Genomic DNA, 24,220 nt, shown 5'->3' with positions numbered 1-24,220 from the left:
TAAAACAAACAAAAATGGAACAACAAATTTTACAAGAAGAAAAAAAACCTAATGCGTTAGCATTTCAGGTTGGTATCAGCTTTGCAATTTATGTATTGATTCTCACTATTGTGATGAGAATGTTAAAAATTGACCCTCAGGGAATTGATGTTCCAATTTATCAAATTGTGGTTTCATCAATTTTAACATGGGGAGCTTTTATTTTTGCGATTTTTTATGCTCAAAATAAACATAAAAAAGATCTAGGTGGTTTTATAACCTATGGAAGAGCATTCTCTACAGGTTTCAAAGTTGCTGCTTATTCAGGTTTATTTATGATGATACTTTTGATAATTTATTATCAATTTATCGACCCATCAGCCATTACACAAATGATGGATACCGCAATAGCAAAAGCAAATGGAAATGAACAACAAATTAAAGGTATAGAAATGATGGGTAAATACATGGGATACTTTGTTCCTTTTAGCTCGGCTATTGTATTCACTCTTGCTGGATTAGTGATAAGTTTAATTTCTGCTGCAATATTAAAGAAAGAACGCCCAGCGCATTTTAATGAGGCTTAATATTTAGGTTTAACATAAATTTTTCAACGTGCAGGTTTTGTCATATAATTTGATGAAATTTGCACGTTGTTTTTTAAGCGTATTTTTGTTTTAAGGCATAAGTCTTGATACTTGATACTAAATACTCGATACTCAATAAATGGATATATCAGTTGTAGTACCACTATATAATGAAGATGAATCGCTACCCGAGTTAGTTACTTGGATAGATAAGGTAATGAATGAGCATAATTTTTCTTACGAAATTGTTCTTGTTGACGATGGTAGTACCGATAAATCTTGGTCAGTAATTACACAATTAAAAGAAACTTTTGCAGGTGTTAAAGCCATTAAGTTTAGAAGAAATTATGGTAAATCTGCAGCTTTAAACGTAGCTTTTGAAGTTACGCAAGGCGATGTAATTATTACCATGGATGCCGATTTACAAGATAGTCCGGATGAAATTCCAGAATTATATCGTCGCATTAAAGAAGAAAATTACGATATCATTTCTGGGTGGAAAAAGAAACGCTACGACCCAATAACCAAAACAATCCCCACTAAATTATTTAATGCAGCAACTCGTAAAATGAGCGGTATTCAATTAAACGATTTTAACTGCGGTTTAAAAGCATACAGGAGTGATGTAGTTAAAACCATAGAAGTTTATGGAGAAATGCACCGTTATATTCCGGTAATTGCTAAATGGGCAGGTTTCACCAAAATAGGAGAGCAAGTTGTAGAGCATAGGGCTAGAAAATACGGCACTACCAAATTTGGTATGAGTAGGTTTATCAATGGCTTTCTAGATTTACTTTCCATCTTTTTTGTAGGTAAATTTGGCAAACGTCCGATGCACTTTTTTGGTTCTTTAGGCGTACTGAGCTTTGTGGTAGGTATTATAATGGCATTATACATTATGATAGAAAAGAAAATCCTGATTTGGAATAGCTTGCCTTACAGGGACTCAACAGACCAACCTTTATTTTATTTGGCTTTGGTTGCTATTGTTGTAGGTTCACAAATGTTCTTAGCAGGATTTATTGCTGAATTGGTTGGCCGTAATGCAACAGAAAGAAATCGGTATTTAATAGAAAAGGAAATAATTTGATGTAAAATGGAAGAGGTATGATGGAAGATATAACGGTCCATTTGCCATTTGCCATTTTACATTTTACATCTCTACTATGTTTTTCTCCATCATCATTCCTCTTTATAATCGCCCACAAGAAATTGATGAGCTTTTAGAAACTTTAACCCAACAAACTTACATGCAGTTTGAAGTGTTGGTTATTGAAGATGGTTCTGTAAATGATGCTGCCGATATTGTTGCGTCTTATACAGATAGGCTAGACATCAAGTATTTTGTTAAGCCAAATGCCGGACAAGGCTTTGCTCGTAATTTTGGTTTCGAACGTGCAAAGGGCGATTATTTCATTATTTTTGATTCTGATTGTTTAATCCCTGAAGATTATTTAGAAATAGTTTCGGCTAATCTTTTCGAACATCAGCTTGATGCTTATGGAGGCCCAGATGCAGCACATACAACTTTTACCCCAGTTCAAAAAGCAATTAGCTATGCTATGACTTCTCCTTTTACAACAGGGGGGATTAGAGGTAATAAAAAACACATTGGTCAATTTCATCCACGTAGTTTTAACATGGGTGTGTCTAGGGAAGTTTATGAAAAGGTTGGTGGTTTTATTTTAACACGTTTAGGAGAAGACATCGAATATAGTATCCGTATTCACGAAAATGGATTTAAAATCGGATTAATTCCAGCTGCAAAGGTTTATCATAAAAGGCGAACAAGTTTTGCTCAATTTTATAAACAGCTGCATTTTTTTGGAAGGGCTCGCATTAATATTTACAAACATTTCCCATCAGAGTTAAAATTAGTTCACTTCTTCCCAGCTGCATTCACTGTTGGTTTGGGTGTTATGCTTTTGTTAAATGTATTTTATCCACCATTGGCATATATTTGTAATTTTCTTTTCTTGCTTTTCTTTTTGTTGATATTTTTTCACGCTTGGCAAGTTAATAAATCAATAAAAATTGCATTTTTGAGTGTTGTTGCATCATTTATACAACTCTTCGCCTATGGCTTAGGTTTTATACAAGATTTTTTTAAAAGAATAATATTTAAACAATCATGATAGACTATTTAAAGGAAAGCACTTTTGCAGTTAAAGATGTAATTATGCAAGCATGGAAGGTAACCCGTGATAATTACTTTTCTATCGCAACGCTCTGCTTTTTAATATTCATTACCGCATCAACATCAACCTTTATGGCTTTTTTTATGGGAGAGCTTAATATTGGAATTAGGATAATAATGTTGTTGATGTTTATTTTAAGTTATTGTGTGGTGGAACTTTGTCTAATTAAATACATATTCCATTTATTAGACCACGAAACTGAAGAGATAAAGATAATCGAAACCTTACCTACACGTTCAGAAATTGCTAGGTTTTTGGTTGGAACGGTTTATTTTGGTATCAGTATATTTTTAGTGGGCATATTGTTAATGCCTATTCTTTACATTTTAGACTTGATTTTAAAATTTGCAGTTGATCAAGGTGTGATAGATAATTTCACTTATGCAGGAAAGGTAATTGTAAATATTGCTGTTGGTATTGCTGTTTTAAGTATCTTTTTCACTTTCATCAGGATTGTATTCTTCCCATTTTTCATTATTGATAAAAAGAGCACACCATTTGAATCTATCAAGCTAAGTTTGGCGACTACAAAAGGTAACTTTATTAAGCTGTTATTCATTTTGGCTGGCTTGGTGTTGGTGCAAGCTGTGGTATTTGGCTTTTTCTATGTAGTAGTTTTAACAGGTTTTAGATTGGTTAATTACTTTTTTGATTATGATATCAATCAATATGTTTCTTTAATTGTTGTGGTATTTAGTTCGTTTGTAATTGTACCATTTACCACTGCATTTTTTACAGTGGCATATCGTAAAATTATGAGTGAATATAAGGGGGATGAACATCCAGACATTATTCATAATATCGTTTAACCCCTAAATCCCCTAAAGGGGACTTTTATGTAATCGCCAAATACTATGTGTAGAATAATGAAACAACTAAATATTAACGCTAGAAAGGAGAAGCCCCTTTAGGGGTTTGGGCTTTATGGGATTAAAAGCGGCACTAAGTAAGCCATTTGCTGCGTGGGTGGTTAAAAAAATTAACAAGTGGAAAAAGGATGCGATAAAAGCACAAGATGATGTTTTTCATTCTTTAATTAAATCTGCGTCATATACAGCTTTCGGTAAGGACCATCATTTTTCTAACATCAAAAATTACGAAGCTTTTAAAGCTAATGTTCCAATTAGGGATTATGAAGCTTTAAGGCCTTACATTGATAGGGTTGTAGCAGGTGAAAAAGATGTGCTTTGGAAAGGTAAACCTCAATTTTTTGCTAAAACTTCAGGTACCACATCTGGTGTGAAATATATTCCGATTTCTAAAGAATCTATGCCTCAGCATATCAAAGCTGCTCGTAATGCATTATTAACTTACATACATGAAACGGGTAAGACCGACTTTGTGAATGGTAAAATGATTTTCTTACAAGGAAGCCCGATTTTAACTAAAAAGAACGGAATTAATGTTGGTCGTTTATCTGGTATTGTGGCTCATTTAGTGCCAGCTTATTTGCAAAAAAACAGATTGCCATCTTATGAAACTAACTGTATTGAAGATTGGGAAGAAAAGGTTGATGCCATAGTAGGAGAGACGATAACAGAAGATATGACATTGATTTCGGGTATTCCACCTTGGGTTCAAATGTATTTCGATAAGTTAAGCGAAAAATCTAATGGTAAAAAGATAAAGGATATCTTCAAGAATTTTAGCTTGTTTGTTTATGGCGGTGTAAATTACGAACCCTATCGTGCAAAGATTGAAGCAAGCATTGGTAAAACAATAGATACCATTGAAACCTATCCAGCTTCTGAAGGTTTTATTGCCTATCAAGATTCTCAAAAAGATAAAAGTTTATTGCTTTTGGCAAAAGCCGGAATATTTTATGAATTTATCCCTGCTGATGAATATTATAATGATAAACCAACAAGGTTAAGTTTAGCAGACGTAGAATTAGATACCAATTATGCATTAATTTTGAATACGACTGCTGGTTTGTGGGGATATAGCATTGGCGATACCATTAAGTTCGTTTCAAAAAATCCTTATAAAATTTTAGTAACAGGAAGGATTAAGCATTTCATTTCTGCTTTTGGAGAACACGTTATTGGCGAAGAAGTGGAACAAGCGATTTTGTTAGTTGCTAATGAAGAAGGAGTAGAGATTACAGAGTTTACTGTTGCCCCACAAGTTAATCCACCAGCGGGCGAATTACCTTTTCATGAATGGTTTGTAGAATTTGCCAGTGAACCAAAAGATTTAAAAGCGTTTAGCGAAAAAGTAGATTTAGCGTTGCAAAAGAAAAATATTTACTACTTTGATTTAATCGAAGGAAAGATTTTGCAAAAGCTGATTATCCGTTCGTTAAAGAAAGATGCTTTTGTAGATTATATGCGGTCAGAAGGGAAATTAGGTGGGCAAAATAAAGTGCCTAGATTAAGTAATGACAGGAAGATAGCGGACTCACTGCAACATTACAACATTACAACGTTTTAACATTACAACATCTCTTGAAAAACATATCAATACTAGGTTCAACAGGTTCTATTGGAACACAAGCTTTGGAAGTAGTTCGGGCCAATCCAAGTTTATATATGATTGATGTTTTAACAGCGCAAAATAATGCTGATTTGTTAATACAGCAAGCTTTAGAATTTAATCCTAAAATGGTGGTCATCACTTGTGAAGACCATTATACAAAAGTTAAAAATGCGTTGCCAAATGTAGAGGTTCTTTGTGGCGAAGAAGCGTTAATTGCTGCGGTTCAATTGCCTCAAACTCAGTTTGTATTAACAGCAATTATGGGTTCTGTAGGATTAAAACCTACCATCGCTGCTATTGAAGCCAAAAAAGACATCGGCCTTGCCAATAAAGAAACTTTAGTGGTTGCAGGAGAATTAGTGATGCAATTGGCTAAAGAAAATGGTGTAAAAATAATTCCAGTAGATTCAGAGCATTCAGCAATTTTTCAATGTTTGGTAGGCGAAGAAAATAATCCAATTGAAAAGATTTTTTTAACCGCATCTGGCGGGCCATTTAGAGGGAAAGACTTATCCTTCTTAGCAACTGTACAAAAAGAACAGGCACTAAAACATCCCAACTGGGTGATGGGGGCAAAGATTACCATCGACTCTGCTTCGTTAATGAATAAAGGTTTAGAAGCTATTGAAGCAAAATGGTTGTTCGGTTTAGAAGCTGAACAAATTGAAGTGGTAGTTCACCCACAATCAATTATTCATTCGATGGTGCAATTTACAGATGGCTCCATTAAAGCGCAAATGGGTTTGCCAGATATGAAATTACCAATTCATTATGCATTGGCTTATCCTCAAAGGGTTAGCAGTAATTTCGAAAGATTTAACTTTTTAAACCATCCAGAATTCACATTTTTACAGGCAGATACAGAAAATTTTCGTAACCTTGAGCTTGCCTTTACGGCAATGAAAAAAGGTGGTAATATGCCTTGTATCATCAATGCAGCTAACGAAATTGTAGTAGATGCATTTTTGAAGGATAAAATTGGCTTTTTACAAATGAGTGATGTGATTGAGGAATGTATGCAAAAAATGACTTTCGTTAGTCTGCCTACGCTCCAAAATTATTTAGAAACAGACAAGGAGACACGTATATTTGCAAGTCAACTCGTAACAAAATAAAATTTAAAATATCTAAAAGACTTAACATAAAAACACTACATGAACGGACTGATTATGGCGGGCCAGCTTTTGCTGGGATTATCGATACTAGTAATTTTACACGAATTAGGACATTTTTTAGCGGCACGTGCCTTCGGAATAAAAGTTGAAAAATTCTATCTTTTTTTTGATGCTTGGGGCTTTAAGCTTTTTAGCTTTAAAGTTGGCGAAACTGAATATGGAGTGGGGTGGTTGCCTTTAGGTGGCTATGTAAAAATCTCTGGTATGATAGACGAATCTATGGATACCGAACAGATGGCGTTACCTGCAGAACCTTGGGAGTTTCGCTCTAAACCAGCTTGGCAACGTTTAATCGTAATGTTAGGAGGTATCATCGTTAATGTTTTGGTAGGTATTTTCATTTTCTGGATTTTAACATTTAAATATGGTGAAGACTATATCACTAACGATAAATTAGTAAATGGTGTTTCTCCTGGGATAATTGGTAAGGAAATAGGCATTCAAACTGGTGATAGAATTTTAGCAATTAACGGAAACAAAGTTGTTCGTTTTAATGAATTAATTAGCTCGAAGGTTTTGCTGGGAAGTCCAAAATTAACTGTTTCTCGTAATGGCCAGGCAGTAGATTTAAAAGTTCCTGAAACGGTGTTAAATAGCATTAGCGAATATGGCATTCAAGAATTTGTGGCGCCAAGGATGGAAACTAAAAAAATCAAAAGCGTTGCAGATCATACACCAGAAAAGGTTTCTTTTTGGAAAAAGATTAGAGGAGTACAGCCAGCTAAAAGTGTAGCGCCAGCATTTGATGCAGGTGTTAAAGCTGGAGATAGCGTGTTAGCTGTTAATGGAACTCCAGTTCGTTTTAGAGATGAAATAGTTGCTGCAGCTGAGAAGTCTGCTGGTAAGGTAATTACTTTAACAGTTTGGCGTAATGGTAAAGCCTTAGACCTTAAACCTAAAGTTGCAGCAGATGGAACTTTAGGGGTTGTATTTGGGATTAAAGCATTACATGAAACACACGTTAGTTATGGCTTCTTAGAATCTTTCTCAGTTGGTACCACAAAAGCGTGGACAACTTTTGCCGATAATGGTAAAGGAATTTGGAAAATGATTACCGGTAAAGTAAGTGCCCGTAACATTAGCAGCCCAATTGGTATTGCACAAGTTTATGGCTCTGAATTTGAATGGGAAAACTTCTGGCGCTTAACAGGATTAATTTCTATGGCGCTTGCCTTTATGAATTTATTGCCAATTCCAGCTTTAGATGGAGGTCACGTCGTATTTTTAATTATCGAAATGATCATTAGAAGACCATTAAGCGATAAATTTATGGAAAGGGCACAAGTTGTTGGTTTTGTTATCCTATTGAGTTTAATGGTATTTGCCTTTGGTAATGATATTCTGAAGTTGTTAGGCAAATAAACTAATGAACCAATGGCTAATGAACCCTTAAATTATTTCGAGCTTTATGAGCTGCCAGTAAGTTTTAATCCAGACCAAAAATTGGTAAAGCAAAAGTTTTACCAGTTGAGCAAGCAGTTTCACCCAGATTTTTATATCAATGAAGGTCAGGAGAAACAAGATGAGGTTTTAGAGCTTTCTACAGTTAACAACAAAGCGTTTCAGGTTTTAAAAGACCCACAAAAAAGGTTACATTATATTCTTGAGCTTAAAGATCAATTAGTTGAAGGTGAAAACTATGCTCTACCACAAAGTTTCTTAATGGAAATGATGGATGTTAACGAAGCTTTAATGGAATTAGAGTTTGGTACTGATCCCGAAAAACTGGCCGAATTAAAAAATCAGACAGCAGAAATAGAAGATGCTTTAAATAAGGAGCTGACAGCTTTAGCATCTTCATTTGATAATAGTGGTGCCGCTGAACAAGAAAATGTCCTAAAAGCGATAAAAGATATCTATTATCGAAATAAATACCTGTTGCGAATTAGAGACAGCCTTAATAAATTTGCAACAAATGGTTAATAGACATTTTAAGCAGTGTTTTAATTTCTAGGTAACAGGAAATGTAATATATGCTGTCTTTTAATCACCTTGTTTTTATTGAAGTGGCAAAACACCTTAGTTTCACTAAGGCCAGCGAGATATTGTTTATTAGCCAGCCAGCAATTAGCAAGCATATCCGTAACCTAGAAGAACATTATAAAACCCCGCTGTTTGAACGTAAAAAAGGGGCAGTGTTACTTAGCGAGGCAGGCATTTTACTACAGCAACATTTATTGAGGGCAACTGAGCTTAGTAAACAAATTGAGTTCGAAATAGGTAGCATTCACAATAAACAAATGTTAAATGGAGAACTTAAGCTTGGTGCCAGTACAACAATTGCATTATACGTTATTCCCGCAGTGTTATCTGCATTCCGCAAAAAAAATATAGCAATTAAAATTAGTTTGGTAAATCGCAACTCAGAGAATGTGATGCAAGCATTAATCGATCATGAAATCGATTTAGCCATAATTGAAGGTAAGGATAAAATGGCAGATGTGAATAGCCAGTATTTCTTAACTGAAAAGGTAATTCCAGTTTGTTCGGCTACTAGCTATTTAACTGCAAAAAATAACTACACAATCGCCGAGCTCAAAAATATACCAATCTCGCTTAGAGAAAGAGGATCCGGAACACTCATTGCTGTAAGCCATGCACTATCAGCACATGGAGTAAAAATTGCCGATTTAAATATTTGTATGCGACTAGGTGGTACGGAAGCTTTAAAAAATTTCATTTTGGCTGATGATAGCCTAGGTTTTTTACCATTAAAAGCCGTAGCAAAAGAACTAGAAAGAGGAGAACTCGTACAATTAGAAATAGAAGATTTAATCATTAATAGACACTTTTATTTTATTCAGAGAATTGGTGAAGAAAATAGTGGCATTAGCAAAGCATTCATCAAATTCGCTAAAAATCATTATAACTTTTTGTTATAGGTTATTCAAAAACAGTATTGGCTTTAAAGTTTTTATCGCACTAGTTTTGTTAAAACGATAACAGAAATAATAAAGCTATGCCCATTAATTACGAGTTAAGATGTTATTCATGCAATTACATGTATGATAAAAATCAATTAAATAGTTTCTGCACCCAGTGTGGGAAATCACCAATAACAGTTCATTTTGATTTAACTCCTTCTACTGCTAAAAATAGCATCCTATCAAATGTGAGGTCTATGTGGCGCTATGGAAACTTTCTTCCATTGCTGGATGAAAATAACCGTATTACTTTAGGTGAAGGTTGGACACCAATACTTCATCTTTCAAGACTAGCAGAAAGATTAGAGTTAAACGAACTAATAATCAAAGACGAATCATTTAACCCTACAGGGTCTTTTAAGGCTAGAGGTCTAAGTATGGCCATTTCAAAGGCTAAGGAGTTAAATGTTGATGCTTGCATTGTACCTACGGCTGGTAATGCGGGCGGTGCATTAAGCGCTTATTGTGCAAAAGCAGCAATAAAATCTATTGTAGTAATGCCTAGGCATACACCAGAAGCATTTAAAAAAGAATGTAAGGCTTTTGGAGCAGAACTCATTTTGGTTGATGGGTTAATTAATGACTGCGCAAAAGTAGTCGCCGAACTTAAAAAAGATAATGGTTACTTCGATATTTCTACAATGAAAGAACCTTATCGACTTGAGGGTAAAAAAACTTTAGGTTATGAGATTGCAGAACAACTAGATTGGAAATTGCCAGATGTTATTCTTTACCCAGCTGGAGGAGGTACCGGACTAATAGGCATTTGGAAAGCTTTTAAAGAAATGCAAAGCATGGGATGGATTAAAGATGTTCAAACTAAAATGATAGCGGTACAGGCCGACAATTGTAAACCATTAGTAGATACCTTTAATGGGCTACAATTAAATTCATCAGGTTATCAAGGTTCCCCAACTATAGCAAATGGCCTTGCCGTGCCACATCCTTTTGCAGAAAAAATGATGTTAGACGTTTTGAAACAGTCTAAAGGTTTAGCAATCTCTGTTTCAGAAAAAGAGATTGTAACGAGTGTTAAAGAAATTGCTGCCCTAGAAGGGATGTTAGTAGCTCCAGAAGGAGCTGCATTATTGGCTGCATTAAAGCAACTGTTAAAAAACGGAGAGGTAAGACGAGACGAAAAAATCCTTTTATTAAACACGGGTTCTTGTTATAAATACCTAGACAGCTTTGAGTTTTAAAGCAAGTAGTAAGTGAAATGTAAAAATTAAAAGTATAGGTCTGTAACGAGCAAGCTTTTTTTACTTTTGTTCAAATCCATTTTATGACTTCTTTAAACCTTTTTAGAAAAGTAGCCGTTGCCGAAGGTATTTCATATCTACTGTTATTATTGGTTGCAATGCCACTGAAATATTTAGCAGATATGCCATTAGCTGTAAAGTATACTGGTTGGGCACATGGATTATTGTTTTTATTATATGCAGCTTGTTTAATTATGGCTTGGCAAGAACAAAAATGGAAATTTGGTAAAGCAGTCTTAATTTTTATAGCTTCCTTATTGCCTTTCGCTCCTTTTATTGTGGATAAAAAGTTGAAAGACGAAAGATCTAAATAAATTATTTTTTCTGTCGGCTGATACACTTACCTATACTTTCAGTTGTTCACTTTGTGAAGTGTTTTTGAAAAGCGATTGCACTGTAATAAACAAAGCCTAGTCCTGCTTTCCGCCCAAGAGCTATCGCTGCAATCAGGTTTAGGAACAGTGTTTCTCTGCGGCTATGTATGGTTTTACCTGGACTTCTGTTGTTAAATAGCCATGATTGAAACGGCATCCCGATTTTTATCGGGATATAGCGTAAAAGCTCCGAAGTCCATTTGTGACAGGAAGATACTTAAACGATAACAGTGTTATTGCGCTGCAAAAATTAATAATTACTTATTTCTGATAGACTACTCAAACCCTAGGAAATAAAAAGATTAGATTAAGTTGGTAGGGTTTGTTAATGTCGATTCTCTGATATGCAGTTCGGTTGGAATTATGGTATGTATAGGCTTAACCTTAGCTGATTTTTCCTTAAGCCTAAAAAGCAATGTTCTAATAATTTCATCCGCTATTTTTTCTGGCGATTGTGCAATTGCAGAAATAGTTGGGCTGGAGAATGATAACACATCAAAATCATCGAAACATAACATAGATAGGTTTTTGCTTATTGAAGGTTTTATTTTAAAAGCCCTCAACCCATCTAAGCAAAGATAATTTGCAGCAAAAAATACAGCATCAAGGTTTTTATGCGCAGTAATAAATTCGGTAATTTGACTAATGCTATACTCAGTAGTACTGTAGTCTATTTCTAATGTTAGAGGTTGTAATTTGGCGTCTTCCATAGCTTTAAGATAGCCGCTTAACCTATGTTCCATCTGAATTTCTGTTGTTTTTATGGTAATGAAACCGATATTCTTTTTGCCATTATTTAGCAAGTGTGTAGTACCGTTATAAGTACTGTTATAATTGTCGGTTATCACATGGTCGCAATCTATAGCAGTAAAATAACTATCAAAAAGTACAACTGGTACTTTTCCTGATACCAAATTTGCAATAATAGATTTAAGATTTAACGAAGGTGCAATGATAAATCCATCAATATGTCTTTCATTAAAGCTATCTATCAGCTCTTTCGTTTTCTTAATATCATCGGATGTGCTACTGCAAATGATTTTGTAATCGTTATTGGCAGCTATTTGCTCTATATAATTGGCAACCTGAGCATAAAATGGTTGAGAAATATTATCTGCAAGAAAAGCTATGATTTTTGACTTACCCGTTCTTAAACCTTTAGCAAAGGCATTGGGTTGGTAACCTATTTTTTTAACGAAATCAAGAATTTTTTTTGCTGTTATCTTGCTGATGTTTTTTTCGTCGGCCAGTCCATTAATTACAAATGAAACAGTTGTAATTGATAGGTTTAATTCATTTGCTATATCTTTTATCGTCGTTTTCTTAGTCATTTTAATTTAAAGGGAACTGGAGGTAATTAAATTGTGGTTAAGGTAATTACATTTTAATAGTTATCCAATTTTCAGCGTCTTATATCTTAAATGATTGTGTTTTCTTTCCGTGGTTGGTGGTCCAGCTACCACTTGGAATTGAAAATATATTTTTTGGAAAGCTCCGAAGGAGTTCCGTTGGAACAATTACAATGCAATGGATAAAGCCTGTCTTGCTCTTTCTACTTTAGTCTTTTCGCTTTCAGCTCAATAGCTATCGTTATACTCAGGTTTAAGACCAAAGTTCTGCGCTATCATGTACGGTTTACTTGCACTTCTGCTATTAGATAGTCCTGGTTGAAATGGTACCACCCAATTCTATATTGGGTTTATAATGAAAAGCTGGAGAGACCTTAAAGAAAGCAGAAACTTGCGCTTAAAGCACAATTAATAAACTACCTCACTCGTGTTATTTAACACATATACGGGCCTATTCCCTGCTGCAGATTTCACATTTGTAAAGTTTATTTTTTGCGCATCGTTTACTTTAACCTTTGCATTTTCTGCTACAACAATATTCGTGAAACTTACATTTCTTAGAAGATGGGCAGGATCTTTAAAGCCATTAATATCAATTGCTGGTTTTTCTAATGGAGCCAATGATAAATCTATATTCTTAAATACAAAATTCTCAAATGTTGGTATTTGTGGTGCAGCTTCACCATCGTTGTTATAATTAACAGCAGAGAATATGGTGATTTGAAGCAACTGACAATCTGCAACGGTAACATTTCTTACGTAGCCACCTCTGTCTTTGGTGCCTTTAATCTGCATGCCATAAAGTAGTTTTCCTGCTTTGCAATCCTGTACCAAAACATCACTTACACCACCAGACATTTCGCTGCCAATAGAGATACCATGACCTCTTTTAAAATCGCAATCTGTAATGCGAACATTTCTGGTTGGCTTGGCTACAAAAAAACCTTCAGGGTTTTTGCCAGATTTAATTGCAATACAATCATCGCCAGTATCAAAAGTGCAATTGAAAATGTAAGAGTTGGTAGAAGAATCAGGGTCAATTCCATCGCCATTACGAATGTTAACTGTAGTAATTTTTAAGTTATTACAAGTAATGTTATTGCTGTAGATATAATGAATTGTCCAACAAGGTGGTTCTGTTATGCTTAAGTTTGATAAGCTTACATTTTCACTATTCATTAAACAAATTAAACGTCCCCTGCTACGAATTCCACTCGCTTTTGTCATTGCATCACCTAGTTTTTTACCGCCACCGCTAATGGTTCCTTTTCCATTAATGCGTAAGTTTTTTACATTATAAGTCCCATTACGATTAAGTGTTCCAGCATTTAATAAACTGGCATAGGTTTTCATTTCCCAACCTTCAAAACGGTTTAAAATCATTGGCAGATAATCATCTACTTTGGTAGAACCTTTTAGAACACCACCTTCTTCAATATAAAGTGTCATGTTGCTTTTTAAATGTAAGGCGCCAGAAATAAATGTTCCCTTTGGAATGTAAACTGTTCCACCTGGAGTGCAAGCATCAATTGCCGATTGAATGGCTTTAGTATTGAGCGTACTATCTGCCTTTGCTCCATAATCCAATACATTATAGATCTTACCTTTTGCCCTTGTTTTAAAACGAACGGTACTTAAGGTGTTTAACTTCTTGTCTTTTACTGACTGTATACTAATTTTAGCAGTGTACCAAGTATTAGGTGTTAAATTACTTGCTGTATAATTGGTTTTAGTAGTATTGCCAACTACTTTATCATTTAATGAAATTACATAAGCTGGATTAACCGCAGCATATTGTTTATCCCATAAAAGTGTTACCTCATTTTCAGAAACTGTTCCTGGAGCTATTAGTAAATTAAATTTATAAGCAGTTGCAGCAGATAACTGGATGGAGCAAAAAGCAATGGTCAATAATATGAAAAGATGGACTATGCGAACAGTGTTGAACTTGGCCATTAGGATATAATTGGTTAGTGGGTAATTTTGATGTGTTACCTAAGCAAATATAGTTGGTTTGAGGAATTAACTGTCCTGTGTTGTGCTGTTGTTAAAACAAAAAAGCCTTGGAGAAATCTAAAGCTTCCAAAGTATCGTTCAACAAGAATACTTTCAACATTTAGAGAGTTATTTACAGCTTATTGAGCTTATAATCCAAGATTTAAAGGTGAAAATTTTGATCAAATAGCCGAAATGGTTAATTCTATTTTAGTTTCTTGTAATGTCTTTAGAAAGAGCAGTTTTTTACAACAAGCTATTTAATAAATGGGTGCAATGATTAAAACAAGTTATGTACGCTCGGTCGTATTGAATAGAATTTGTTTCTTGAAGATTTGGTTAATGTTATACAACGATTAATTAGTAAGGGGCAAACTAAAGTAAAATGTTGAACCCTTGCCCATTTCACTATCAACCCATACCTTCCCATCATGACGCTGAATGATTTCAGCAGACAGATAAAGACCAAGACCAAAACCTGAAATGGTTTGAGTATGCGCAGTTTCTATTCTATAATATCGATCAAACAGGTTTTTTTGGTCTTCTAGCTTTATTCCCGCACCTTCATCCTTTATACTTACCTGTGCTATGCCATTTAATTCTTTACAGGACACCTCAATATTTCCGCCTTTTGGAGAATACTTTATTGCATTGCTCAAAAAGTTATTGATCACCTGTCCAATCTTATCCCGGTCTGCCTTAACGGTTAGTGCTGAACGGTGTCGCAACACAATGTTATGGCTTGTGGTTATCAATACCATTTCTTCTACTATTTCATCTAGTAAGGCATCAATCTGAAAAATCTGCGGATTCAAATAAATTTTGCCTGCCTCAAAGCTTGATACATTAAGAAAGCCGTTAATCAATGCATTCATTTTCTTTACTTGGATATTTGCCTTATCAAGGCTGATGATATTTAATTCATCATTTGCTTTTTTTGCCCTAGATGTCAGCATCTGGACATGGGCTTGAAGTAATGTCAAGGGTGTGCGAAGCTCATGGCTCACCATAGCTATAAAATCGTTCTTCCGAAGCTCATCCTGTTTGTGTACGGTAACATCAAGCAGAACTCCTGTAAAATAACCTGGCTTATTTTCGTTGTCATAAGAGAGGTCACCAACACTTCTTACCCAGCGTAGTTTTTCATCGTGAAAACCCATTAATGGGTATTCCACATCACATTTCACTCCATTGGTGATATTAGATTCAACGGCATCTATTACTAAAGTTTGATATTCCTTGTCGATTTGTGCTATAGATGCCTCGTAGGTCATCTGTTCATCTGGATAAAAACCAAATATTTGCTTATACCGTTGAGAAGGAACAAACTCACGTGTTTTGAGGTCTATAGACCACATTCCCATTTCTGCAGAATCGATAGCAATACCAAGCATTTTATTGCTTACGTTAAGTTCTTGCTGTATTTTTTTTAATTCTGTGATGTCATTGAAGGTAATAATGGCACCTGTATTTCTATGCTCTGACTGCTGCACATAAGGCATCGTCATGATCTGGTACCATTTACCATTGTTAGTTTCAATCTCTTTTGTGATTACGCTTCCATCATGCAGTACTTTTTTAATATCATCAATAATAGTTTCAAATTTGATATTGGTAGAAATATTGCTAAGTGGCCTTCCAATATCAGTTTCCAATAAGTTGATCTGCTTAGTGGTGCCTGGGGAAAATTTCATTAACCGCATTTCATTATCAATAAATAGTTGCCCATTGATGTTACTCCTGAAATAGTTATTCAGGTCGTCATTGATTTCGAGCAGCTCTTTGTTTTTTAGCTGATAATCTGAATTTATGGTATGAAGTTCTTCGTTTACAGATTGCATTTCCTCGTTGGTACTTTGCATTTCTTCATTGGCAGAGATCAGCTCTTCATTAAAGGATTGGAGGTTCTCATTAGAGGCATCCAGTTTTTCATTAGCAATATGAAGCTTATCTTTGAGTTCCTTTAACTCCTCTTCCAAGTTAACCACATATTGATCCAGATATATTTTTTCATCAAATACGACATCGCTTTGCAGGGAATTATCTAATTTATCTTCACTAAATATTACTAGTAATAAGTTCTCTTCGCCTTTTAACATAAAAGGGCTTACAGAAAGGCTTACCTTAATTATAAATCCACCCTGTCTGATTTTTATCCCGTTTAGGGTAACCTGTTCATTCCTTTTTAAAGCTTTTTTGCTCAAAGTGTTAAAAGCAACTGCAAGTGACTTTGGTAAGAGCTCTGGAAGATTTGAACTGAAATGTTTATGAAGTAAATACTTTGTTGTATCTCCATAAGATTTTATAACCTGATTATTTTCATCAATACAAACTGCAAAATAATCTATTTTTTTTGCAAGGCTTTCATGCATTGCCTCGGCAAATGTGTGGTTTACGGTTTTAGATATATTTTCTTGTAAAAATCGGGAGGGTTTAGTTTTGGCATCCAAAAATTCAGGCATTGAGAATGCGTCAAAGCTTACAGCTCGTTTTGTTTCCAGGTTTTTATAAATCTTCCATTTTTTATGTATTGCCTCCAGGTTTTTTATTATCGGCATCGGATTTTCGCTGGAGCCTAAAAACAAGTAGCCATTCTTTTTGAGCCCGAAGAGCATCATGGTAAATATTTTCTTTTGCAAAACCGGCGCCATGTAGATCAATAGGTTACGGCAACTGATCAAATGCATATTGCAATAGGGCGGGTTTTTAACTAGGTCATGCTGGGCAAAGATCAGCATTTTGCGTAGGACAGGTTTTATCCGGTAATTGTGTCCTTCTTTTAAGAAATACTTTCCAAGCAAATAAGGAGATATGTTTTTTGAAATACTCTTGTTATAAACTCCTTTGCCCGCTAGGGCTAATGCAGGACCATCAATATCAGTTGCAAAAATCTTCACTACAGTATCTGCTAATCTACCTGTTAACTGCTCTGCTATTAATATTGCTACAGAATAAGCTTCCTCACCTGTTGCACAACCAGCCACCCATACTTTCAACTCTTCATTTATGGTTAAATTTTCTAGAATGTCGGGTAATACTTTGTCTTTTATAATATCAAACGCTTCTTCATCTCTGAAAAATGAAGTAACACTGATCAGAAATTCTTTGGTAAGTGCCTCAACTTCTTTTGGGGTAGTTTTCAGAAAATCAAGATAATTCCCCAACGTTGTAAAATTTCCGTAGGAGGCCCTTCTTTTAGTCCTTCTTAATATCGTAGGTAATTTATAATCTGTAAAATCAAGTGGCGAGCTTTCTTTGATCAGTTCCACAATTGCCGCGAGGTTCTCTTCATCGTCTCCCTGGTCAACCGTTAAATTCTCTTCGTTTTTAACGTAATTTTCTATCGCATCGGGCATGGCTATAGGTTCCATTACAAAATCTACCAAGCCGGTAGCGATGGCATGGGAGGGCATGCTGCCAAACTCCGAAGTTTCAGGGTCACGGACCATTACCATACCGCCTGCCTTTTTAATTGCCTTAATACCTTCTGTTCCATCAGAACCCAGGCCAGATAGAACAATACCTATTGCCTTTTTACCATAATCTTTTGCAAGTGAATTAAAGAAGGTATCGATCGTTAAATGAGGGCTTTTAATTTTTTCCTTATCCGTTAAATATAACTTATTGTTCTGTATGGTCATAAACTTATCACTTGGGATAAGATACACCTGGTTACATTGAACATTCATGCCGTCTTCAGCTTGTTTAACAACAAGTTTACTGTGCCTTGCAAGCAATTCGACCATCCTGCTTTTAAAATCGGCAGATAGATGTTGAACAATAACATAGGAAACCCCATCTAAAGGTGTATGGTCAAAAAAAGAATTAATCTCTTCCATACCACCTGCAGAGGCACCAATTGCAATGACATGGTGTGGTTTTATTGTTGACATAGATTTATAGTAGAGGGTAAGATTCAATCAAAAATAAAACGCTTTGGAAGAAAAATATAAGCAAGTACGGCGTAATATATCTTAAGACTAGATCATCCACATTGGCTTTTCAGGTCATAGGTGTTTTATAAAGGTAGTCATAATAACCCAACTATGTTTGTTTGGTAAAAGAGCTAAAAGGAGTACGGCGGTACATCCTCTGGAAAGAATAAAAAATCATTTGTGGTTGCAACCAGCGTACTAAATATCCTATTTATTTAAGTGAAATGACATGAAAATAGCCATTGAAATGATCATTAATTAAATTTAGTATTCAGTTTTCGATAAGAAATCTATCCATTTTGGTTCAAGAACCTACGGTCATCTCCCTTAGTAATGAATGGGTTGGACGGGAGTAGTTTGAACACACTTAGGATACTTAAAAAAGTTTTCAGGCAATAAAAAACCGGACTTTGAACACTTCAAAGTCCGGTTAATGCCTTTAGGAGGCATTCTTTCAATTGTACCCAGTGCCGGAGTCGAACCGGCACGGTTTCCCACAGGTGTTTGAGACCAGCGCGTCTACCAATTCCGCCAACTGGGCATTTGCTTAATAGCGGGACGCAAACTTATGGATTTAGAGGCTTAAAAGCAAAATATTTCTCTTAAATATTTAAAAAGTAATCAAATTATCATTTCTCCTTTTAGGAGTACGATTTTAGGCGAAAATATGCTGTTCATCCAAAACAACTTAACCTGCTCGTTGTTAAACACATAATCTCTCAAAAAACTAAGGTTCTTTATTTTTTAAGCATTATTCCTCTGAGATATGAAAATAGCGTATATTTCTACTTACCCACCACGTGAGTGTGGTTTAGCAACTTTTAATCATAACCTGATTAAAGCCATTTGTTGCAATTTCGATAATCAATCACTACTAGAAACTAGTGTGGTTATTGCAATGAACAATTCTGATGATATTAATGAATATAAATATCCAGATGAGGTCAAGTTTGTAATTAGACAAAATATACAAGAAGATTATGCTGCAGCAGCAGATTTTATTAATAACAGTGATGTTGATGCTTGCATTTTACAACATGAATTTGGAATTTATGGTGGTGAAAGTGGATTGTTTGTTCTTCCATTTCTAAATCAGATTGAAAAACCTATCATTTCTATTTTACACACCATTTTAAATTCGCCAACTTTTTTACAAAAAACCATTATTAAAGAAATTGCTAAAAAATCATCGAGAATAATTGTGATGGGGCAAAAAGCAGTTGGTTTTTTAACTGATATTTATCAAGTTCCAAAGCAAAAAATCCAATTAATAGAGCACGGGGTGCCAGATTTGGAGGCTCCAGTCATCAATCCTGTTAAAGAATTGCCACAGTTAAAAGGCAAAAAGATATTATTGACCTTTGGTTTAATTAGCAGAAATAAAGGTTTAGAAACTGTTGTGAAAGCCTTGCCAAAAATTGTACAAAAACATCCAGATGCGGTATATGTGGTTTTGGGAAATACACATCCAGGAGTTGTTAAAAATTCTGGCGAAGAATACCGTGACTATCTTAAAAGCTTGGCTGCAGAGTTAAATGTAAGTGAACATTTAGTGTTCTTAAACAGATTTGTTGAAGAAGAAGAGTTGATTAATTATTTGGCAGCAGCAGATGTTTACATTACCCCTTATTTTAATGAGGCACAGATTACTAGTGGTACACTTTCCTATGCAGTTGGGGCTGGTGCAGCAGTTGTATCTACCCCGTATTGGCATGCACAAGAATTATTAGACAATAATCGTGGACGACTATTTAATTTCAAAGATGATATTGGTTTAGCTGAAATTGTAAATCAATTATTAGATTTTCCTGAAAAGCTAGCTGCTTTAAAAAATAACGCTTATCAATATGGTCTTCAATTAAGGTGGCCAAAAATTGGGAAATCATTCATTTCTACAATTGAAAAAGCAATCAAACATCAGGATTATAGCGAAAAAATATTAAGACAAATTATTGACCCAGGTTTAATGCCTGAGTTTAATATCGACTACGTTAAACTTTTAACGGATGATACTGGAATTTTTCAGCATGCAAAATTTGGTGTGCCGAATAGGAAAGAAGGTTATTGCGTAGATGATAATTCTAGGGCAATCATCATGGCTTTAATGGCCTATGAAGAGACCAATAATACCGAAGCATTAGAGCTTTTGCCAATTTATTTAAGCTTTACCCATGACATGCAATTGGAAGATGGAAATTTCAGGAATTTCATGAGTTTCAGTAGGCAGTATTTAGATGAGGAAGGTACAGATGATTCATTTGGACGAACCATTTGGGCTTTAGGCTATTTAATACACACCGCTCCAAATCGTTCTTATATAGAGTTTGGGAGGGAATTGTTTTTTAAGGCTGTACCACATTTTAAAAAGTTAACTCACCTAAGAGGTGTGGCTAATACCATAACTGGTTTGAGTTATTATTTACAATCTCATCCTTATGATGAAGTGATTTTAAATGAACTTAAATTTTTAACTGATAAATTAGTAGTGTCTTATCATGGTACCAAAGGTGATGATTGGCATTGGTTTGAAGATAAAATGACTTATGACAATGCAATTTTCCCATTGGCATTATTTCATTCGACAGAGATAACTGGTAATGAGGAGGTGAAAAATATTGCACTTGAATCATTAAGTTATTTAGAGAAATTAACTTTTAACTTTAACTCTTGTAATCCGGTTGGAAACGATGGTTGGCATAGCAGAGGTAATAAAGTAATGCCATTGTATGATCAACAAGCTATAGAAATTATGGCAATGGTATTGATGTATTTGCAAGCTTTTGTGGTTACTCGCGAAGCTGAATACTTAAAGAAAATGTTCTCTAGTTATTTATGGTTCTTGGGAGAGAATTCATTGAGAATTCCTTTATATGATTCGGAAACTAAAGGTTGTGCGGATGGACTACACAAAGGTGGTGTAAATAGAAATCAGGGAGCAGAAAGTACACTTGCTTACTTAATATCACATTTGGTTGTGCTTAAAGCTTTTAAATACGACCAACAGCTAAGTGGATTGAAAATACAAAAAAGCCTGGTTTTTAAATAAACCAAGCTTTTTTATTAATTGGGCGTTGGGGATGACTTTAATTTATCTAGCAAGACTTTTAGATCTACAGTAGCAAAAGATGATGAATAATCTGATAAACCGTAAGGGATGATCAATTGATCATTGTTAATAATAGAGCCGCAAGAATAAACTACATTAGGAACATAACCTTCGCGTTCATCTGGATTTGGAATGAGCAATGGTTCTGACAATCTGCCAATTTCTATAGTTGGATCTTCTAAATTTAAAAGTGTAGCACTTAAACAATATCTTCTCATTGGGCCAACAGCATGAGTAATTACTAACCAGCCATCTTCAGTTTCTATAGGAGATCCGCAATTGCCAATTTGTACAAATTCCCAACTGTAATGAGGCTCCTGCAATTTAATTGGGTTTTCCCAAACATTAATTTTGCTAGAATACATGATGTAATTATTTATCCCATCTATACGAGATAACATGGCGTATTTGCCATTAATTTTACGAGGAAAAAGTGCCAAGTTTTTATTTTGTGCACCATCTCCAAATAAAGGACCTATTGTAAAATCGTAAAAATCTTTAGTTTTTAAAAGTTTAGGAATGATGATTTGCCCATCATACGCGGTGTAAGTGGCATAATAGGTGTAAGAGCCATCATCATTGGTGAATTTTGTAAATCTTGCGTCTTCAATGCCTTTTCTCTCAAATTCAGAAATAGGGAAAATTACTCGGTCAGAAATATCTGTGTCTAATGAAAAAATGATTTCGTAATAAGAATCAGAAAGCCATAAAACCTTCTCCAATTCTACATCTTTTTCAGGATTAGGTTCAAATTCTTGAGTTTCAGCTATTACTTTTTTTAAAGTTGCATAATCAAATTGGTCTTCCAGTTTAGCATCTAACATTTTTAACACATCTTCATTAATGAGAGATATGAGTCCCTTATCCAAAAAAAGCTTTTTGTTGTAGGTTGCATTTCTAATAATTTCAGCCTCATCAATGTAATCACCAACTGGCATAACCGTGATATTATTGTGTCGGTCAATTAGCGCTCTCCTAAACACAATAGAAGAAATATGTCCTTCTCCAACTGCTCTAAAACTAATAATTAGACGTTTTTCACCTTCTTCTAAATCCGCTTGATCTGGGTCTTCGACAATAGATGGATTAAAAAAAGCAGCTGATTCAATAGAATACTCGTGTGTAAAATAAGAACCGATTAACAGGCGTCTCCGTTCATCAAGCTCTTTATAATCAATTTCCATTGTTTCAAATAACGACTTCAATTTCTTGCAATGGCGAATCAAGATTTTCGTAATGTTTCTATGTCTTTTTGAATACTCCTGTAAAAGCGGCGAAATGATTTGAAAAACCTGGACGTCGCTCAATGTCATCACCTTGGTAATTAAATCCTTAGCTCTATCGTCGCCGTTAAAAAAGAATCTGGCAATAACACGTTTTGGATCTGGATAAACTTTAACATGCTTGCGCTCTATCGGAATTCGCATCATAAGAATTGTATTTAATTATATCATGGTTAAAGGCTAATGATTAATAGTAAGAAAAATTCTACACTATTATCCATTAGCCAATTTTTAATATACGCTATTCTAAAACTCTAGGTTTCCTTCTACAGAATCATCCATTGTTTTACCTGTAATGATAGAGGCTGCCATTTTGATAAAGGCAATAGCTTCTCCATGCTTAGTATCCCAATAATAAACGTTAGTAGGTTCAACCTTTAGTAAACTAATTTTTAGGTCATCCTTACCTCCTTGAAACCAAACCTTAAGCAATGGATTCCATAGCTCATCAATTTTCGCTTGGTCAGTTATAATTTCAGTTATGCCATAAATATTTAAAAAGCCAGAGTTTTTATTTTCTTGAAAGAATAAATGAGTAAAAGGGTCTTTTGCTATTTCAGCATTTTTGTTGCTATCGTTTTGGCTCATGAACCATAAATTACCAGCATCATCTACTTGTAAAACAGACATTGGTCTAACAGATAACGGTAAACCGGTTTTAATATTGGTACAGAAAAAACAATTCTCTGCACTTGTTGCCAAATCTTTTAACTTTTTAACCGCTGCTGTACCTTCTAAAGTTTTAATATGGTCTTGAGTGTTTTGTGTGTTGTTGGTACTATCGCGTGAAATATCTTTATTTTCCATAATCAAGAAATGAATATTTTATTAACAATAAGTTTGAGGTGAATGTTTTGCTGTTAGACAAATTAGGTGTTAAAGCAAAAACTAAATCTCTGTGTTGAGATTGAGGTTTATATTATAATGAGAGCATAAAATGATTTTAAAAAGACCAAGCTTTTACTTGGTCTTTTAGTTCTATTCTTGTGTTGCAGCTTCATTTACGAAGCTTTCGGCAACTGTGGTTAGGGCAACATCAGTTTCTTTCTCATTGTCCAATGTTTGCTGTAATAATTCTTCAACAGCTGTATGTCCCATGTTTGAAGCGAATGTGCGCAAAGTGCCATAAGTAGCAATTTCATAATGTTCAACTTTTTGAGCAGCTAAAATTAAACCAGCATCACGTATCATGGTGCCTTTGTCAGTGTCTTCAATAATACCTGTTGCTTCTTCTAGTAAACCTGCCATTGCATCACATTTTTTCGCAACAGCTTTTTCCCCTAATAGTTCAAAAACTTGCTCTAAAGTGGTAATGTGCTGTTCTGTTTCTTGCGTATGTTTTTCAAAAGCTGCAGCTAATTCTGGACTAGTTGCTGCCTTTTGCATTTTAGGCAAAGCCTTCACAAGATGTTTTTCTGCCCAATAAATGTCTTTTAATTCATCAACAAAAAATTCATGAAATTCTGAATCTTCCATTTTGCCTGTCTTTCCTGTTGGTTTTTTAGTCGTTTTCATATTATTTTGTTTTTAAGGGTGATGTAATGATTTGTTTTACAGGCTCTCAACATTCGGTTTTTG

At 34.8% G+C, this 24,220-nt stretch carries 18 protein-coding genes and 1 tRNA gene; 12 read left to right on the top strand and 7 right to left on the bottom strand.

Annotated elements, in window-relative coordinates:
• Positions 1-14: 14 nt before the first annotated feature.
• From EZ428_RS10005 to EZ428_RS09955, 11 genes are all read left to right on the top strand, one after another.
• Positions 15-566, top strand: a complete 552-nt coding sequence (locus EZ428_RS10005; RefSeq protein WP_131552999.1) for a DUF4199 domain-containing protein — start codon at positions 15-17, stop codon at positions 564-566.
• 139 nt (positions 567-705) lie between these two features.
• A complete protein-coding gene (locus EZ428_RS10000; protein WP_131552998.1) occupies positions 706-1,656 on the top strand; it encodes a glycosyltransferase family 2 protein in 951 nt (316 codons plus the stop codon).
• A gap of 76 nt (positions 1,657-1,732) precedes the next feature.
• The gene (locus EZ428_RS09995) at positions 1,733-2,701 is read left to right on the top strand and encodes a glycosyltransferase (protein WP_131552997.1); all 969 of its coding nucleotides are present in this window, start codon (positions 1,733-1,735) and stop codon (positions 2,699-2,701) included.
• Positions 2,698-3,573, top strand: coding sequence for a hypothetical protein (locus EZ428_RS09990; RefSeq protein WP_131552996.1), 876 nt, complete (start codon positions 2,698-2,700; stop codon positions 3,571-3,573). The genes EZ428_RS09995 and EZ428_RS09990 overlap by 4 nt, the downstream gene beginning before the upstream one ends.
• A gap of 115 nt (positions 3,574-3,688) precedes the next feature.
• Positions 3,689-5,197, top strand: a complete 1,509-nt coding sequence (locus EZ428_RS09985) for a GH3 auxin-responsive promoter family protein (protein WP_131552995.1) — start codon at positions 3,689-3,691, stop codon at positions 5,195-5,197.
• A gap of 14 nt (positions 5,198-5,211) precedes the next feature.
• Complete coding sequence (locus EZ428_RS09980) at positions 5,212-6,357, top strand: 1-deoxy-D-xylulose-5-phosphate reductoisomerase (RefSeq protein ID WP_131552994.1); 1,146 nt, start codon at positions 5,212-5,214, stop codon at positions 6,355-6,357.
• A gap of 39 nt (positions 6,358-6,396) precedes the next feature.
• On the top strand, positions 6,397-7,779 hold the full coding sequence (gene rseP / locus EZ428_RS09975; protein WP_131552993.1) for an RIP metalloprotease RseP: 1,383 nt from the start codon (positions 6,397-6,399) through the stop codon (positions 7,777-7,779).
• 12 nt (positions 7,780-7,791) lie between these two features.
• On the top strand, positions 7,792-8,340 hold the full coding sequence (gene hscB, locus EZ428_RS09970) for a Fe-S protein assembly co-chaperone HscB (protein ID WP_131552992.1): 549 nt from the start codon (positions 7,792-7,794) through the stop codon (positions 8,338-8,340).
• Between the two features lie 83 nt (positions 8,341-8,423).
• Positions 8,424-9,299 carry a LysR family transcriptional regulator gene (locus EZ428_RS09965; protein ID WP_262711785.1) on the top strand — a complete coding sequence of 292 codons (876 nt, stop codon included), beginning with the start codon at positions 8,424-8,426 and terminating at the stop codon, positions 9,297-9,299.
• A gap of 77 nt (positions 9,300-9,376) precedes the next feature.
• Complete coding sequence (locus EZ428_RS09960) at positions 9,377-10,540, top strand: threonine synthase (RefSeq protein WP_131552990.1); 1,164 nt, start codon at positions 9,377-9,379, stop codon at positions 10,538-10,540.
• A gap of 83 nt (positions 10,541-10,623) precedes the next feature.
• Positions 10,624-10,914, top strand: a complete 291-nt coding sequence (locus EZ428_RS09955; RefSeq protein WP_131552989.1) for a DUF3817 domain-containing protein — start codon at positions 10,624-10,626, stop codon at positions 10,912-10,914.
• A gap of 362 nt (positions 10,915-11,276) precedes the next feature.
• On the opposite strand, the gene EZ428_RS09950 is transcribed toward EZ428_RS09955, so the two are convergent.
• From EZ428_RS09950 to EZ428_RS09935, 4 genes are all read right to left on the bottom strand, one after another.
• Positions 11,277-12,305 (bottom strand): LacI family DNA-binding transcriptional regulator, encoded by a 1,029-nt coding sequence (locus EZ428_RS09950; RefSeq protein ID WP_131552988.1) that lies wholly within the window; start codon positions 12,303-12,305, stop codon positions 11,277-11,279.
• A gap of 426 nt (positions 12,306-12,731) precedes the next feature.
• Positions 12,732-14,279 carry a glycoside hydrolase family 28 protein gene (locus EZ428_RS09945; protein ID WP_131552987.1) on the bottom strand — a complete coding sequence of 516 codons (1,548 nt, stop codon included), beginning with the start codon at positions 14,277-14,279 and terminating at the stop codon, positions 12,732-12,734.
• A 395-nt stretch (positions 14,280-14,674) separates the two neighbouring features.
• Positions 14,675-18,211, bottom strand: a complete 3,537-nt coding sequence (locus EZ428_RS09940) for a chemotaxis protein CheB (RefSeq protein ID WP_131552986.1) — start codon at positions 18,209-18,211, stop codon at positions 14,675-14,677.
• A 503-nt stretch (positions 18,212-18,714) separates the two neighbouring features.
• Positions 18,715-18,794, bottom strand: a tRNA-Leu gene (locus tag EZ428_RS09935).
• A 225-nt stretch (positions 18,795-19,019) separates the two neighbouring features.
• Here EZ428_RS09935 and EZ428_RS09930 point away from each other — a divergent pair.
• Positions 19,020-21,299: a glycosyltransferase family 4 protein gene (locus EZ428_RS09930; RefSeq protein WP_131552985.1), complete on the top strand. Its 2,280-nt coding sequence runs from the start codon at positions 19,020-19,022 to the stop codon at positions 21,297-21,299.
• 14 nt (positions 21,300-21,313) lie between these two features.
• Here EZ428_RS09930 and EZ428_RS09925 read toward each other — a convergent pair whose 3' ends face one another.
• The 3 genes from EZ428_RS09925 to EZ428_RS09915 form a co-directional block, all read right to left on the bottom strand.
• Positions 21,314-22,786: a glycoside hydrolase family 130 protein gene (locus EZ428_RS09925; RefSeq protein ID WP_131553388.1), complete on the bottom strand. Its 1,473-nt coding sequence runs from the start codon at positions 22,784-22,786 to the stop codon at positions 21,314-21,316.
• A gap of 102 nt (positions 22,787-22,888) precedes the next feature.
• A complete protein-coding gene (locus EZ428_RS09920) occupies positions 22,889-23,449 on the bottom strand; it encodes a pyridoxamine 5'-phosphate oxidase family protein (RefSeq protein WP_131552984.1) in 561 nt (186 codons plus the stop codon).
• A gap of 171 nt (positions 23,450-23,620) precedes the next feature.
• Positions 23,621-24,157, bottom strand: coding sequence for a YciE/YciF ferroxidase family protein (locus EZ428_RS09915; RefSeq protein WP_131552983.1), 537 nt, complete (start codon positions 24,155-24,157; stop codon positions 23,621-23,623).
• Positions 24,158-24,220: the final 63 nt, after the last annotated feature.

The organism is Pedobacter frigiditerrae (assembly GCF_004331645.1).
GTDB classification, from domain to species: Bacteria; Bacteroidota; Bacteroidia; order Sphingobacteriales; family Sphingobacteriaceae; genus Pedobacter; species Pedobacter frigiditerrae.
The sequence above is the reverse complement of the archived record's forward strand: the minus strand, read 5'-3'. Positions and strand labels throughout refer to the sequence as shown.

What these genes read in the sequence shown, in the direction of transcription:
- rseP (WP_131552993.1), top strand. Translation starts at nt 6,397, where the DNA reads ATGAACGGACTGATTATGGCGGGCCAGCTTTTGCTGGGATTATCGATA.
- EZ428_RS09960 (WP_131552990.1), top strand. Translation starts at nt 9,377, where the DNA reads ATGCCCATTAATTACGAGTTAAGATGTTATTCATGCAATTACATGTAT.
- EZ428_RS09945 (WP_131552987.1), bottom strand. Translation starts at nt 14,279, where the DNA reads ATGGCCAAGTTCAACACTGTTCGCATAGTCCATCTTTTCATATTATTG.
- EZ428_RS09955 (WP_131552989.1), top strand. Translation starts at nt 10,624, where the DNA reads ATGACTTCTTTAAACCTTTTTAGAAAAGTAGCCGTTGCCGAAGGTATT.
- EZ428_RS09920 (WP_131552984.1), bottom strand. Translation starts at nt 23,449, where the DNA reads ATGGAAAATAAAGATATTTCACGCGATAGTACCAACAACACACAAAAC.
- EZ428_RS09915 (WP_131552983.1), bottom strand. Translation starts at nt 24,157, where the DNA reads ATGAAAACGACTAAAAAACCAACAGGAAAGACAGGCAAAATGGAAGAT.
- EZ428_RS09940 (WP_131552986.1), bottom strand. Translation starts at nt 18,211, where the DNA reads ATGTCAACAATAAAACCACACCATGTCATTGCAATTGGTGCCTCTGCA.
- EZ428_RS09995 (WP_131552997.1), top strand. Translation starts at nt 1,733, where the DNA reads ATGTTTTTCTCCATCATCATTCCTCTTTATAATCGCCCACAAGAAATT.
- EZ428_RS09930 (WP_131552985.1), top strand. Translation starts at nt 19,020, where the DNA reads ATGAAAATAGCGTATATTTCTACTTACCCACCACGTGAGTGTGGTTTA.
- EZ428_RS09990 (WP_131552996.1), top strand. Translation starts at nt 2,698, where the DNA reads ATGATAGACTATTTAAAGGAAAGCACTTTTGCAGTTAAAGATGTAATT.
- EZ428_RS09950 (WP_131552988.1), bottom strand. Translation starts at nt 12,305, where the DNA reads ATGACTAAGAAAACGACGATAAAAGATATAGCAAATGAATTAAACCTA.
- EZ428_RS09925 (WP_131553388.1), bottom strand. Translation starts at nt 22,786, where the DNA reads ATGCGAATTCCGATAGAGCGCAAGCATGTTAAAGTTTATCCAGATCCA.
- EZ428_RS10000 (WP_131552998.1), top strand. Translation starts at nt 706, where the DNA reads ATGGATATATCAGTTGTAGTACCACTATATAATGAAGATGAATCGCTA.
- EZ428_RS10005 (WP_131552999.1), top strand. Translation starts at nt 15, where the DNA reads ATGGAACAACAAATTTTACAAGAAGAAAAAAAACCTAATGCGTTAGCA.
- hscB (WP_131552992.1), top strand. Translation starts at nt 7,792, where the DNA reads ATGGCTAATGAACCCTTAAATTATTTCGAGCTTTATGAGCTGCCAGTA.
- EZ428_RS09985 (WP_131552995.1), top strand. Translation starts at nt 3,689, where the DNA reads ATGGGATTAAAAGCGGCACTAAGTAAGCCATTTGCTGCGTGGGTGGTT.